The organism is Kaistia sp. MMO-174 (assembly GCF_037147815.1).
In the GTDB taxonomy this organism is placed as follows: Bacteria; Pseudomonadota; Alphaproteobacteria; order Rhizobiales; family Kaistiaceae; genus Kaistia; species Kaistia nematophila.
Genome location: NZ_JBBCUO010000007.1, coordinates 199,564 through 212,298, shown reverse-complemented (window position 1 = coordinate 212,298; position 12,735 = coordinate 199,564). Strand labels below are relative to the sequence as shown.

Below are 12,735 nucleotides of genomic sequence, written 5' to 3'. Positions count from 1 at the left end.
CGAAGACTCTTTCCCCCGGTGCAGCCCGGTCCGGCGAGACGAGGCATGCCGATCGGCTGGGCGCCTTGGCGCTAAGCTCGACGGAAAGGTATTGGTTCGTCTCCGCTGGTGTAGTCGACCTAGTCTAGGAGGCACGCCGAGCACTACCGCCGCCACCGGTAGCTAGGAGGTGGGCGGGTTGAACAACGGTGATACTGGTGTAGGTCCGATGCGAAGGCTCGCCGCCGTCTTTGGGCCGCGAGCCTCGCAAGTGGTGTCAGTAGCTGCTCACACTGTATGGTCGCCTGACCGGCCGGACCGCCAGCGGGGTAGGAGACCAAGAAGCAGAAACGCTGCTCCTAGCTGGAAGCCGTAGAGTTTCCACAGCGGACCACTCACCATGTAGCTCAACTCAAGCCATGGGGAGAGTAGCACCACAACGATCCAAGCAAGCAGAAATGCAGCAAGGCAGTGCTTCCAGCTGGCTCTCGGCTTTGGGAGAACGAGTGACGAGAGCCATGCGATAAAGAACGTCACGATCAGGCTCGGCAGCGAAAATGCGGCCATGCCGATAGCAAAGCGGAGTGATTGTTCATCCATGTCTTTCCCCATGCCAAAGCCCGGCTGGCGCCGGGCGGTTGATCACGCGCAGACACGGGGTTGCACGCCCCACCTGTTTCCCAAAGGGTATTGTATTCGGTAGGCCGCCCGACATAGCGGGGACCCGTGTCTTCGCGCGATTGCGCATCGCATCCAGTGATCAAGCCGAACTGCGACGACCGAATTATTGCATGCGCCCCTGCGTGGGGGCAATGCAGTGCCAAACCCGCCTACAGGAAAGGTTGGATTGAGGGTGGGGGCCGGAAGACCTAGAAGGGAGGCAGAATGTCGAGACCAGCTGAACACTTCTTCCGTGGATGGCGACGATACATCATGCGAAGCTCCTGCTCGTCCCGTACCGTCAGATTCGTCCGAACCAGCCCCTGCATTCGGGGTATTGGTGTCCGTGAAGATCGTTATGGACGAGACCAAACGCGGATCGCTCTGAGTGGGCAACGATGGAGAGGCTGTTGTCAGCAACGACCATCACGCGCGATTTCAATATCTTGGTGCGAGAGAATAGCGAATGGCGGAGGGTTCAGAATTTCCGTGAGGCGACGCCACGGCAAACCCGTCTTCTCGCTTTCGTAGGCAGGGATCGGCGGCTACAGAGCCAGTGCTGCCAACGCCTGCTCGGCGGCAGATTTGTTCAAGTGTCCATAGTGTCTTTCGATCATCTCCACGCTGGTGTCGCTCAGTTGTGCGACTGTCAGGATCGGGAGGCCGCTGTCCACTAGGTCCGTTAACACGGAGTGACGGAATACATAGGCTGTTACAGCAGGGTTGAGATCGGCGCCAATCGCGGCCTGACGGATTGGATCGTTCCAATCATTCTTGGTCCAGCGCTTGCCGTTTCCTCGCATGAACATGGGGCTCAATGGCAGCTTATTTCTGATTTGCTCGGCGAGGAACTCGGCCAATGCAAAGGGCACGGCAATGCGACGCGGCTTGCCCGTCTTGTCCTTTCCGATGGTCAATTCTCGCGTGCGCTTGTCGAAGTCACAGGCGTTGAGGCCCGCCACGGCCCCAGGGCGAAGAGGCATCATGGCAATCGCCTTCACGAATGGCATGGCCTCGGCCTCGATCTTGTCCAACAGTCTGCGACGCTCGCCGATGTCGAGATACAGTGTCCGTTGACGGTCTGCGTTCTTGAATGGCTTCAGCGCTTCTTGCCACGCGGCGGGTGTGTTTGGAGTACCGTGTGCAAGATGCTTGGAGAGTGCCGCGCGGAGTGGCACAAGATCGCGGTTAACCGTGGATGGTGCCCGAGCGCGCGTTACCTTTTTGCCCTCCTTGCGCCGACTCACCAAGGCTGGGACGGCCTCAATCCTAGCGCGCCACGCATCGAGGTGGTGCTTGCGGAGTTTGTCGAGCCTCACGTGAGCAATCGGGTCGCCATAGACTGTGCGCTTCAGGCGATCAGCTTCGTTGGCATGCGTTTTGGCATAGTCCTCGCACGCATCCTTCACGGTCACGATCTTCACTCTGGCCTTGGCGATGCCGCCAGACTCGACTTGGTCGGCGAACGCCTCCGCCTCTTTCTTTGCGGCGGCAAACTGCTCGTTTCCTGGCAGCGCACCAAAATCGCCCAGCGACCTCATTTTGTACTTGCCCGCATCGGGATCATAGGTGCGCGCAATCCACGTGCCTGGACCGCCACGTTGCGACGGACGGAAACCGAGAAAAGCCCCTGCCCGGAGTCGCTGCCAATGCGGTTCACGCTGGGGCTTTAGCTCCCCCCGCCTCCCGACCTTGCTCAAGTCGATCGCCAATAGGACACCTCTGCTCAAGTTCGTACGGAAAAAATACGGAAAACATCGGTGAACGTCAATGTGCAGTCATTGCCAAAAATATAATGATTTCAATGGCAGATGTGTTTGCTGGCGTTCGCTTGTGTACGTTATTTCTGCCCTCCGAAGGCAGAGGCCAGGGGTTCGAATCCCTTCGGGTGCGCCAATTTTCTCTTTCCGGACGATATCGCCGCACGGACGCTGTTTGGTCAGCCCGCGCTTCAGCCGTTCCGTGCTTCTGGTGGGCTCGATTCCCCAGCGGCGTTCGTCGCCAGCAGGGCTGTGGCGCGCTGGAGGTGGTGGTCCATGTGGGCACGGGCGGCGAGGCTGATCCATTCCCGCGTCAACGCGGCCGCCACCTCGGGAATGTCGAGCCTGCGGCTCATCTCGACCCGGGCCGCGACGATCTCCACCCGCAGCGCGACATAGGGGTCCGTCACACGGATGCAGCGCCGGTCGGCCTCTTCCAGCCATTGCGACGCCGCCACGAATTCGCGTTCGGCCATGTAGGTCAGGGCAAGCGAGCGCGCATTCGCCGCCTCCCAGCACGGGTCGCGCAGCTGGCAGCTGAGGGCGAAGCCTTCCTCGAGGGCGGCGCGCAGCGGCGCTGGCTTGTCTTGCTGGCGAAGCCGCGCCTCGCCGAGCAGGGCGATCGGCCAGGGGCGGAAGGCGACCCAGTGCAGCGTGTCGATCCGCTCGAGGCAGTCGCGCAGCCATGCCTCGGCCTCGTCGAGGCGGTCGGCGGCGAGCGGGCCCCAGGCGCCGAGGCCGAGCGACCAGATCTCGCTGCGCCGGTTGCCGGAGCTGCGCGCGTGCTCCAGCGCCGTCTCATAGTGTTCCAGGCCGCGCGTGAACTGCCCCCAGTCGACCAGGTTGAAGGCGATGACGGCATGGATTCCGGCCAGGTCGCTGCCGTCCTCGGCGAAGTGCAGCGCGTCGCGCAGATGCGCGTCGGCGCCGGGTCGGCGGCCGGCGAGGGCCTCGACATAGCCGAGTTCGCGATAGCCGGCGGCGGCGATGCGTGCATAGCCTTGCGACCGGGCGATCTCGACGCCTTGCTGCAACAGCACGGAGCCCTCGTCGTCGAAGCCGCGCACCGAATGGACGAGGCCCTTGCCGAGTTCCAGCAGCGCCTCGGCCTGGAGGCGCGGATCGCCTGCTTTCTCGGCCCGGGCGACAGCCTGGCGCAGCGTCTCGATGCCGGCATCCGTCGCCCCGGCGCCAAGCGCCGCCGTGCCGGAGCGGATCATCGATTTCACATGCGCCTCGAGCGAGACGCCGCCCGGCGGCGCCGCGACCGACAGCCGGGCGGCGCTGCGCAGGGCCAGTGACGGCGCCGCGCCCAGCTCGTCGTCGAACAGGCGCTCGGTCGCCTCGACATGGGCCAGCGCCGCCTCCGTCCGCCCCGCAAGCGCAAGCGCCTTGACGAGCAGGATGTGGGCACTTTCGTCATAGCCATCGCGGCCGACGGCCGTTTCGGCCAGGCGGATGGCGCGCGCGTAGTCGCCGACGGCGAGTGCCTGCATGGTCTCGCGCCGGATCCTTCCGTCGATTACGGCCCGGATCCGCTCGCGCTCGACGAGCAGCCAGGTCGCGAATTCGGGGCTGCTTTGCGGTTCGGTTCCCGCCAAGAGCGGCTCCATATCGGCGATTGGAAGCGTGTCGCGGTCGAGATGCCACAAATCGACTTCGGTCTCCGGCGGCAGCCGCAGTTCGATCGGGTCGCCGACGAGGCTGTCGGCGCTGTCGAGCGCCTTGCGGAGCGCCGCGAGGCACCAGCGCAGCGCCCCGAGCGGATCGCTGCTTTCGGCGAAGAGCTCCGCCGCAAGCGTCCGCCGTTCGAGCGGGCGCGGCGCCAGCACGACGCGCGCCAGCACCGCCCACGCCTGGTGGCCGCGCACGGCCTGGCTTTCGCCGGCCTCATTGAAGATGGCCGGCCTGCCGAGCAGTCTTATCCGTCCTGCCACAATCGGGAGCTCCTGCGAGGTTTCCGCCTCGGACCGGGTCTAGACCCGCGGCATTGCCGTACCGGACCGTGTGACCAGGCGTTGGATGCCGTTGCGGCAGTTTTCGGCCTGCTTCCGCTTCGCGTCAAACGGCATGGCTGCAGAAACGTGGCGCATCCTGCAAACGGAAGGAGAAAAGCATGAAGACCTTCGTGATCGAGCGCGAGATTCCAGGCGCCAGCAAGCTGACGGCGGACGAGCTCAAGGGCATCTCCTCGAAGTCCTGCGACGTGGTGGCGGGTCTGGGGGAGCCCTACAAATGGGTCCAGAGCTATGTCGCCGGCGACAAGATCTATTGCGTCCATGAGGCGGAGAGCGCCGACGTCATCTACCGGCATGCCCGCGAGGGCGGCTTTCCGGCCGACCGGGTGACCGAGGTCGCCGCGATTATCGGACCACAGACCGCGGCCGGCTGATCCGCCGCCAAGGCCCCGGCGGACGCGGATCCGCATCCGCCGGGACACCCGCCCGGACGCATCGCGCGCTGGATTTCCTTGATCTGAATCAAGCGCGAGCGGCCTTCCTCAGCGTAATATTCGGGACAGTGTGCGGGCCTTCTAGGAGCGTGGCAAATGTCCGGAAGCATCGACGACCTCATCCCCAGCGCGGCGCATATCCGTGAGGAAGCCGCCCGCAAGGAGGCCGAGAAGGCGGCGGAATATGCAAGCCTCGCCGCGGCAGCCCAGGCGGAGAAGAATGCGCTCGTCGAGCAGCTGAGCCGGCCTTCCGGCAAGACCGAGGATGAGAAGGTCCAGTTGGCCGCGACGGTGATCCAGCGCGCGGTGCGCAACGGCCTGACGGAAGTGCAGGTCTACCGCTTTCCCAATTCGATGTGCACGGATAATGGCCGCGCCATCAACCAGCAGGAGGAGGGTTGGGAGAAGACCCTGACCGGTATTCCGAAGGAGATCTTCCAGCTCTGGTCCGATTATCTGAAGCCGCGCGGCTATCACATCCGCTACCAGATCATCGATTTTCCCGGCGGCATGCCGGGTGACATCGCCATCACGATCTCCTGGAGCAATTGAGGGTTGAGGGCGCCGCCTGACCGGCGGCGAAGCCGGGGACGACGATCATGGCACGCGATGAGCCGGACGGACGGATGAAGCGCAGGGACTATGAGGCGGAGCTGGAAAAGCTCCAGGTCGAGCTCTGCCATTTGCAGCAATGGGTGCAGGAATACGGGGCGCGCGTGATCATCCTGTTCGAGGGGCGCGACGCGGCCGGCAAGGGCGGCACGATCAAGGCGATCACCGAGAAGGTCAGCTCGCGCGTTTTCCGCGTGGTGGCGCTGCCGGCGCCGTCGGATCGCGAGCGGACGCAGCTCTTCATGCAGCGCTACATGCAGAATTTCCCGGCCGGCGGCGAGATCGTGATTTTCGATCGCAGCTGGTACAACCGCGCCGGCGTCGAATATGTGATGGGCTTTTGCAGCCCCGATGAGCACCAGCGCTTTCTGTCGCTCTGCCCGCAGATCGAGAAATACATCATCGATGGCGGCATTATCCTGATCAAGCTCTGGCTCGAGGTCGGGATGGAGGAGCAGGAGCGCCGCTTCAAGGCGCGCATCCATGATCCGCTGCGGCAATGGAAGCTGAGCCCGATGGATACGGAGTCCTACCGGCGCTGGTACGAATATTCGCGGGCGCGCGACATGATGTTCGCGGCGACCAGCACGGAGCATGCGCCGTGGCGGATCGTCCGCTCCGACGACAAGCGCCGGGCGCGGCTGAACTGCATCGCGCATATCCTGGAGCGGATTCCCTATGCCCGCGTGAAGCGGGAAGAGGTCAAGCTGCCAAAGCGCTCCGGCAAGGGCCATTACGACGATCAGGAGTCGCTGCGCGGCATGGAGTTCGTGGCGGAGCGCTACTGACGGCCGGCACAGGTCGCTGGGGTCACGGCTCGCCAGCCGGCGCAGGGCGCGGCCACTCCTTCCCCAGTACGCCGTCGAGCGTCTGCGGCCATTCGCTGCTGTCCGTCTTCTCGGCCAGCCCCTCCGCCTGCAGCAGGTCGCGCACCTGCGCATGCGCGCCGACGATGTGGAAGGCGATGCGGCGGGTTTCGAGCATCTCCTGGAGATCCAGCAGCATACGCGCGCCGGCCAGGTCGATATAGGGCGAGGCGGAGAGGTCGCAGGCGACAGCCCGGATGTCCTTCGCGTCGTCGAGTGAGCCCGCGACTGTCGAAAACACCTTCTCGGAATTGATGTAGAGCAGCGAGGCCTCGGGCCGGAAGGCGATGATGCCGCCGAGCGCCTCGATATCGGCGTGGCGGGCGCGGTCGGCGTAGCGTCCGGAGCCGGGGAGCCGGCCGAGGAAGGCGACGTTGGGCCGTGACGCGCGCGCCAGGAGCAGCAGGACCGAGGCGATCGCCGCCAGCAACACGCCCTGCAGGATCCCGAGCAGCAGCACGGCGAAAAGGGCGATCGCCGCCGCATAGAAATCGAGCCGGCTCACCTGCCACATCCGCGCCAGCGAGGCGATGTCGACCAGCTTGTAGACGGCGGTGAAGACGATGGCGGCTAGAACCGCCTTCGGCAGGTTGGTCAGCAAGCCGGTGAAGAAGAGCAGGCATAGCGCGAGCGCCACGGAGCAGAAGACGAGGGCGAGCGGCGTGCGCGCGCCGGCATTGTCGTTGACGGCGGATTGCGACAGGCCGCCGGCGACGGGATAGGCGCCTCCGAACGCCGCGGCGAGGTTGGCGGCGCCGAGCCCCAGGAACTCCCGTCGCACGTCGAGGCTGTAGCCGTGCTTGGCGGCGAAGCCGCGGGCGGCCGAGACGCCTTCGATATAGGCGAGCAGCAGGCAGCCGGCCGCGATCGGGAAGAGATCGTCCGCCGCGAGCAGGCCGAACGCCGGCACAGCAATGGCCGGCAGTCCCTCGGGGATCGTGCCGGTGACCGGAACGCCGAGCGCTGGCAAACCGAACAGCGTGGCGACGACGATGGCGACCGCCATCACCGTGAGGCCGACCGGCCGGCCGGGCAGCAGCCTTTCGCCGGCGAGAAGGAGCGCCATCGCCGCGAGACCGATGAGGAGGACGAGCCACTGCGTTCCGCCGAGTTCGCCGGCGAAGCGGATGGCGCGATCGAAGAAATTGTGGCCACCGCCGGCGATGCCGAACAGGCTCGGCAGCTGGCTCATGATGATCGTCAGCCCGGCGCCGGCCTTGAAGCCGACGAGGATGCTGTCGCTGACCAGGCGGACGAGGATGCTGAGCCGGAAGAGCCAGGCGATCAGGCAGAGCAGCGCGACGGCGCAGGCGGCGAGGCTGGCGATCGCCGCGTAGCGGGCGGCGTCGCCGCCGGCCAGCGCGCCGACGGAGCCGGCGATCATCAGCGAGATCGCCGATGTCGGGCCGACCGCCAGCTGTCGCGACGAGCCGAGCAGGGCGTAGCCGATACCGCCGAGCATGTAGCCGTATATGCCGACCTGCGGCGGCAGCCCGGCCAGCGCCGCATAGGCGAGCGACACGGGAATCGCGTAGGCGGCGAGCGTCACGCCCGCGACGAGGTCGACCGGAAGCCAGGCGCCGTGATAGGCGCCGAGCCAGCGGGCCGGGGGAAAGAGGTCTTTCCAGCCTGTCTGGAGCAAGGAGCGGATCTGCATGACCGTCGCCGTCGTTCCGCCGTCGCCCCGACAATTCCGCGGCATGCCGGCTGTTCCGATCTTCCGCCCATTGGCAGCCCCCATGGCGGGGCCGGATTGATCTGGATCAAGTCCCGGAAGCCGACTGGAAGCTGCGCTGCGCGCCGCGCGCCGGCGGGGCCGTCAAATTCCCCTTTGCTGCAATCGACAAATGTGGAAAATCGGCGATATGCCTGAAGGTCAGTACGTCGTGTCCATGTCCAGTTCGGGAGTGGGTCCATGTTCGTCCGCGCCAGCACCGATCCGGTGTTTCGCCTGAGTTCGCTCGGCGTGCTGGGAATGGAGAGCGACTCCAACCCGGTCGTCAGCCTGAACGAGTTCACCTATCGAAAGGGCATGGAGATCTACGGCGAGAAAGAGCCGGCGGACTATGTCTACCGGGTCAAGAGCGGCGCAGTGCGAAGCTACAAGCTGCTTTCGGACGGGCGACGCCAGATCGGCGCCTTCCACCTGCTCGGCGACATTTTCGGACTCGAAAGCGGCGGCGAGCACCAGTTTACCACCGAGGCGATCGTCGATACCACCGTGCGGCTGATCAAGCGGCACAGCCTCGACAGCCTCGCCGCGAACGATGCGCTGGTCGCGCGGAACCTGCTCAGCATGACGATGGACAATCTACGGCACGCCGAGAACCACATGCTGCTGCTCGGCCGCAAGACCTCGCAGGAGCGCGTCGCCGCCTTCCTGCTCGAGATGGACAAGCGGCTGACGGCGGCCGGCGTCATGGTGCTGCCGATGTCGCGGCGCGATATCGCCGACTATCTCGGCCTGACGCTGGAGACCGTGTCCCGGGTGCTGTCGCGGTTGCACGAGCTCGGCATTCTCGGCTTCGTCGGGCACAACCAGCGCCAGATCGCGCTGCTGGATCGGCGGCAACTGGCCGGCCTTGACCGCTAGGGTCCGCAGTCCATCGTCATGGCGGCCCCTGGTCGGGCTCGGCATCCTGGGATCTCTGCCGGCGCGCGTGGCCGGAGCGGATCCAGGCCCCCGTCAGCTCCCAGACGACCGCCAGGATGACCGGTCCGATGAAGAGGCCGAGCATGCCATGCGCCAGCGTTCCGCCGATCACGCCGATGAGGATGACCAGCGTCGGGGTCGTCAGGCCGCGCCCCATCATCAGCGGCTTCAGCACGTTGTCGAGCAGCCCGACGATGGTGAGATAGATGGTGAGCAGCAGCGCCGTCGTGACGTCCTTGGTCATCCAGATCCAGACGAACACGGGCAGAAGCACGAGGAAGGCGCCGATCTGGACGATCGACAGCAGCAGAACCGCGAAGGCGAGCAGGCCGGCGGCCGGCAGGCCCGCCAGCTTGAAGCCGATGCCGGCCAGGAGCGCCTGGATGATCGCGACGCCGATGATGCCCTGCGAGACCGCGCGGATGGTGGCGCCGGTCAGCTCGACGAAATGCTCGCTCTGGTCGGGGACCAGCTTGAACAGGAAATCCCGGCTCGCCGAGACGAGTTGCGGTCCGTGCAGCAGGAGGAAGCCGACCAGCGTCACGGAGACCAGGAACTGGAGCGTCGCGAGGCCGGCGTCGCCGGCCAGGCCGAGGATCGTGGTGGCGATCGGCTTCAGGCTCGGCAGCACTTCTTGCAGGATGGCGCTGAAGTTGACGGAGGCCTTGTCCCACCATTCATAGAGTTGCACCCCGAACAGCGGCCAGTCCTTGATGCTCTGGGGCGGCGACGGGATGACCAGGCCGCCCGAGCTGACCCAGTTCGATAGATCCCTGAAGCCGTCCACCGCGCTCAGGCCGAGCCAGGCGGCCGGGCCGATGACGATCCCGAAGCCGATCGCGGTCAGGATCACCGCCGCGAGTTTCCGCCGTCCGCCGAGGAGCCGGGCGAGTTCGCGGTAGAGCGGATTGAAGGCGACCGCGAGCACGACGCTCCAGGTCAGGATCGGGATGAAGGGCTGGATCAGCACCAGCGTCCAGTAAAGGAGGAGGGCGAGCAATCCGAGGCGGATCGCAAGCTGAATGACGTCCTCGCCGGACAGCGACGATCGGGAAAGCTTCAAAGGCGCGCCTTCATCCTGAAACATGCCGGACGATCAGGATAGAAACCGGCCCGGGCCCGATCTTGATCCAGATCAAGCGGCTTCGATGGCGCCTCGGGCGGTGGCTCGGGCGATCGGGGCCGCGCGGATGGAAGGGCGGGAGCCGGTCGAGCCGCCTCCCGCCGCGAAAATCAGGCGGCCTCGTAGCCGAGGATGCCCTTCATCTCCAGGAAGTCCTCGAGGCCGTATTCGGCATATTCGCGGCCATTGCCGGACTGCTTGTAGCCGCCGAACGGGATGCTCGAATCCCAGGCCGGATAGTTGATGTGGACGGCGCCGGCCCGCATCTTCGTGGCGGCGTCGCGCGCCGTCTGCAGATCGGCCGACTGGATGTAGGCGGCGAGGCCGTAGACGGTGTTGTTCGCCTCCTCGATCGCTTCCTCGACGCTGTCATAGGGCAGGATCGAGAGCACCGGCCCGAAGATCTCTTCCTTGGCGATGCGCATGTCCGGCGTCACGTTGGCGAAGACGGTCGGGCGGATGTAGTAGCCGCGGTTCAGATCGGCCGGGCGGCCCGGGCCGCCGGCGACCAGTGTGGCGCCCTCGGCGATGCCGCTCTCGATCAGGCCCTGGATCTTGTCGTACTGCACCTGGCTGACGACCGGACCCAGCTTGGTGTTCGGCGCATCGGCCGGGCCGACGACGAAGCTGTCGGCGGCGGCGCGGGCATAGCCGATCACTTCGTCCTGGCGCTCGCGCGGCACGAACATGCGGGTGGGCGCATTGCAGGACTGGCCGCTATTGCCGAAGCAGTTGGCGACGCCCTTCGGCACGGCGACGGAGAAGTCGACGTCCGGGAACAGGATGTTGGCCGACTTGCCGCCCAGTTCCTGCGCAACGCGCTTCACCGTGTCGGCGGCCGCCTTTGCCACCAGGATGCCGGCGCGGGTCGAGCCGGTGAACGACATCATGTCGATGTCGGGATGGCTCGAAAGCGCCTCGCCGACGGTCGGGCCGTCGCCATTGACGAGGTTGAAAACGCCGGCCGGGACGCCGGCCTCGTCGAGGATCTCGGCGAAGATGACGGCGTCGAGCGGCGCGATCTCGCTCGGCTTCAGCACCATGGTGCAGCCGGCGGCAAGCGCGGGGCCGACCTTGCAGGTGATCTGGTTCAGCGGCCAGTTCCACGGCGTGATCAGGCCGACGACGCCGATCGGCTCCTTGACCACCAGCGAGGTGCCCTTGGCGTGCTGGAACTGAAAGTCCTTCAGCACCTCGATGATCTTCTCGAGATGGGCGCGGCCGATGCCGATCTGGCTGTCGAGCGCGAACGGAAGCGGCGCCCCCATCTCGCGCGAGACGGCATAGGCGAGGTCGTCGGCGCGCTTGTTGTAGACGCTGAGGATGCTGCGCAGCAGTTCGAGCCGCTCGGCCGGCTTGGTGAAGCCGAAGGTCGCGAAGGCGCGCTTGGCGGCGGCAACCGCCTTGTCGACATCGGCCTTCGAGCCCAGCGAGATCTGCGCGAAGGCGTCCTCGGTCGACGGGTCGATCACGTCGATGACTTTCGGCACGACCGGGTCGACCCAGGCGCCGTCGATGTAGAATTGCAGATTGTGCGACATGAAATCCTCCCGTCGATCCGTTTCCCCTAGATTGGCGTCGGATTGCCGGATGTTCAACCGCGATCCGCAGCGATGGCGTCGGAGGCGGGGTTGACGGTCAGAGGAAGCCGGCGCGGGCCTGGCCGAGCGGGCCGAAATCGGCTTCCAGATGCTGTCCCGGCAGCACCTGCAGGATCGGCGTGCAGGCCCCCGTGGCGACGAGATCGCCGGCATTGAGCCGCTCTCCCTGCGCGGCGAGCTCGCCGGCCAGCCAGGCGACGGCGTCGAGCGGATGGCCGAGGGTCGCCGCCGCCGTCGCGCGCGCGACCTCCTGGCCGTCGATCCGCGCCACGACGGGGACGCGGTCGAGGGCGGCGAGATCCGGCGCGGCGGCGTGCGGACCGCACAGCGTGAAGACATGCAGCGCGAAATCGGCCAAGGCGCCGAGATCGTTGCGGGGAGGATGGATCGTGCGCCGGCCGAGCAGGCCGATCGCCGGCTGCACGGCAACGATCGCGTCGGCGGCTGCCGCCCGGTCGATCGCCTCGCCATCGGCGGGAAAGACGCGCCCGAGCCGGAAGACGAGCTCGCATTGCGCGCCGAGGATGCCCTTTGGCAGGGGGAACAGGCCGCGATCCGGCCCATGCGCGCTGTCGGCGATCGGCCCGAAGATCGGCCGTTCGAGCCCGAGGTTGCGGCGGCAGGCCGGGTTGGCGCCGACCAGCGCATAGCCGTCGAGGTCGCTGCAGAAGGCTTCGAGCGCGGCGCGCTGCACCGCCCGCGCCTCGGCGGCGTCGCCGAGCCCGTCGAGCGGGATGTCCTGCACGATTCCGAGCGCCCGATTGGCCGCGAGCGCGGCGGCCAGCTTTCCGAGTTCGCCTGACTTCATGATTTCACCTCTCCCAAGGTGTGATCAGGCAGACATGCACTCCATTTCAAGTCGAATCCGTCTGGATCGATGTAATTTTCCAAAAGCGAATCACTTTTAATATGATATTTTAATACCGTTGCTGTGCTCTCTCCATCGAGAACCTATACGGCTCGGCCTACCTTGCCGTGTCGCAGCGACGCGCCGCCGATTTCCGGTACGGGTCATCCCGGCCGCATTCG

The 12,735-nt window shown here is 65.9% G+C and carries 11 protein-coding genes and 1 tRNA gene; 5 read left to right on the top strand and 7 right to left on the bottom strand.

Annotated features, from left to right (window positions below):
* Nucleotides 1-267: 267 nt before the first annotated feature.
* Complete coding sequence (locus WFK98_RS24490) at nucleotides 268-579, bottom strand: hypothetical protein (protein ID WP_336802112.1); 312 nt, start codon at nucleotides 577-579, stop codon at nucleotides 268-270.
* A 605-nt stretch (nucleotides 580-1,184) separates the two neighbouring features.
* A complete protein-coding gene (locus WFK98_RS24485) occupies nucleotides 1,185-2,351 on the bottom strand; it encodes a tyrosine-type recombinase/integrase (RefSeq protein ID WP_336802111.1) in 1,167 nt (388 codons plus the stop codon).
* 95 nt (nucleotides 2,352-2,446) lie between these two features.
* Here WFK98_RS24485 and WFK98_RS24480 point away from each other — a divergent pair.
* Nucleotides 2,447-2,535: transfer RNA gene (locus tag WFK98_RS24480), tRNA-Ser, on the top strand.
* Between the two features lie 55 nt (nucleotides 2,536-2,590).
* On the opposite strand, the gene WFK98_RS24475 is transcribed toward WFK98_RS24480, so the two are convergent.
* A complete protein-coding gene (locus tag WFK98_RS24475; protein ID WP_336802110.1) occupies nucleotides 2,591-4,336 on the bottom strand; it encodes a BTAD domain-containing putative transcriptional regulator in 1,746 nt (581 codons plus the stop codon).
* Between the two features lie 179 nt (nucleotides 4,337-4,515).
* Here WFK98_RS24475 and WFK98_RS24470 point away from each other — a divergent pair, with 179 nt between their 5' ends.
* The 3 genes from WFK98_RS24470 (at nucleotide 4,516) to ppk2 (ending at nucleotide 6,251) form a co-directional block, all read left to right on the top strand.
* A complete protein-coding gene (locus WFK98_RS24470; protein ID WP_336802109.1) occupies nucleotides 4,516-4,791 on the top strand; it encodes a DUF4242 domain-containing protein in 276 nt (91 codons plus the stop codon).
* Nucleotides 4,792-4,947: 156 nt separating this feature from the next.
* A complete protein-coding gene (locus WFK98_RS24465) occupies nucleotides 4,948-5,403 on the top strand; it encodes a hypothetical protein (RefSeq protein WP_266337155.1) in 456 nt (151 codons plus the stop codon).
* A 47-nt stretch (nucleotides 5,404-5,450) separates the two neighbouring features.
* On the top strand, nucleotides 5,451-6,251 hold the full coding sequence (gene ppk2, locus WFK98_RS24460) for a polyphosphate kinase 2 (protein WP_336802108.1): 801 nt from the start codon (nucleotides 5,451-5,453) through the stop codon (nucleotides 6,249-6,251).
* Between the two features lie 22 nt (nucleotides 6,252-6,273).
* On the opposite strand, the gene WFK98_RS24455 is transcribed toward ppk2, so the two are convergent.
* The gene (locus WFK98_RS24455) at nucleotides 6,274-7,986 is read right to left on the bottom strand and encodes a SulP family inorganic anion transporter (RefSeq protein ID WP_336802107.1); all 1,713 of its coding nucleotides are present in this window, start codon (nucleotides 7,984-7,986) and stop codon (nucleotides 6,274-6,276) included.
* A gap of 258 nt (nucleotides 7,987-8,244) precedes the next feature.
* On the opposite strand from WFK98_RS24455, the gene WFK98_RS24450 reads away from it, so the two are divergent.
* Nucleotides 8,245-8,922, top strand: a complete 678-nt coding sequence (locus tag WFK98_RS24450; protein WP_266337158.1) for a helix-turn-helix domain-containing protein — start codon at nucleotides 8,245-8,247, stop codon at nucleotides 8,920-8,922.
* 16 nt (nucleotides 8,923-8,938) lie between these two features.
* Here the strand turns inward: WFK98_RS24450 and WFK98_RS24445 are convergent, their stop codons facing one another.
* From WFK98_RS24445 to WFK98_RS24435, 3 genes are all read right to left on the bottom strand, one after another.
* Complete coding sequence (locus WFK98_RS24445) at nucleotides 8,939-10,069, bottom strand: AI-2E family transporter (protein WP_336802106.1); 1,131 nt, start codon at nucleotides 10,067-10,069, stop codon at nucleotides 8,939-8,941.
* Nucleotides 10,070-10,215: 146 nt separating this feature from the next.
* Nucleotides 10,216-11,646, bottom strand: a complete 1,431-nt coding sequence (locus WFK98_RS24440; RefSeq protein ID WP_336802105.1) for an aldehyde dehydrogenase family protein — start codon at nucleotides 11,644-11,646, stop codon at nucleotides 10,216-10,218.
* Nucleotides 11,647-11,743: 97 nt separating this feature from the next.
* Nucleotides 11,744-12,514 (bottom strand): 2-keto-4-pentenoate hydratase, encoded by a 771-nt coding sequence (locus tag WFK98_RS24435; protein WP_266337161.1) that lies wholly within the window; start codon nucleotides 12,512-12,514, stop codon nucleotides 11,744-11,746.
* Between the last annotated feature and the right edge of the window lie 221 nt (nucleotides 12,515-12,735).

Bases quoted from the DNA above. Each gene is read 5' to 3' on its own strand.
- WFK98_RS24490 (WP_336802112.1), bottom strand. From the start codon at position 579: ATGGATGAACAATCACTCCGCTTTGCTATCGGCATGGCCGCATTTTCG.
- WFK98_RS24470 (WP_336802109.1), top strand. From the start codon at position 4,516: ATGAAGACCTTCGTGATCGAGCGCGAGATTCCAGGCGCCAGCAAGCTG.
- WFK98_RS24465 (WP_266337155.1), top strand. From the start codon at position 4,948: ATGTCCGGAAGCATCGACGACCTCATCCCCAGCGCGGCGCATATCCGT.
- ppk2 (WP_336802108.1), top strand. From the start codon at position 5,451: ATGGCACGCGATGAGCCGGACGGACGGATGAAGCGCAGGGACTATGAG.
- WFK98_RS24455 (WP_336802107.1), bottom strand. From the start codon at position 7,986: ATGCAGATCCGCTCCTTGCTCCAGACAGGCTGGAAAGACCTCTTTCCC.
- WFK98_RS24450 (WP_266337158.1), top strand. From the start codon at position 8,245: ATGTTCGTCCGCGCCAGCACCGATCCGGTGTTTCGCCTGAGTTCGCTC.
- WFK98_RS24445 (WP_336802106.1), bottom strand. From the start codon at position 10,069: ATGTTTCAGGATGAAGGCGCGCCTTTGAAGCTTTCCCGATCGTCGCTG.
- WFK98_RS24440 (WP_336802105.1), bottom strand. From the start codon at position 11,646: ATGTCGCACAATCTGCAATTCTACATCGACGGCGCCTGGGTCGACCCG.
- WFK98_RS24435 (WP_266337161.1), bottom strand. From the start codon at position 12,514: ATGAAGTCAGGCGAACTCGGAAAGCTGGCCGCCGCGCTCGCGGCCAAT.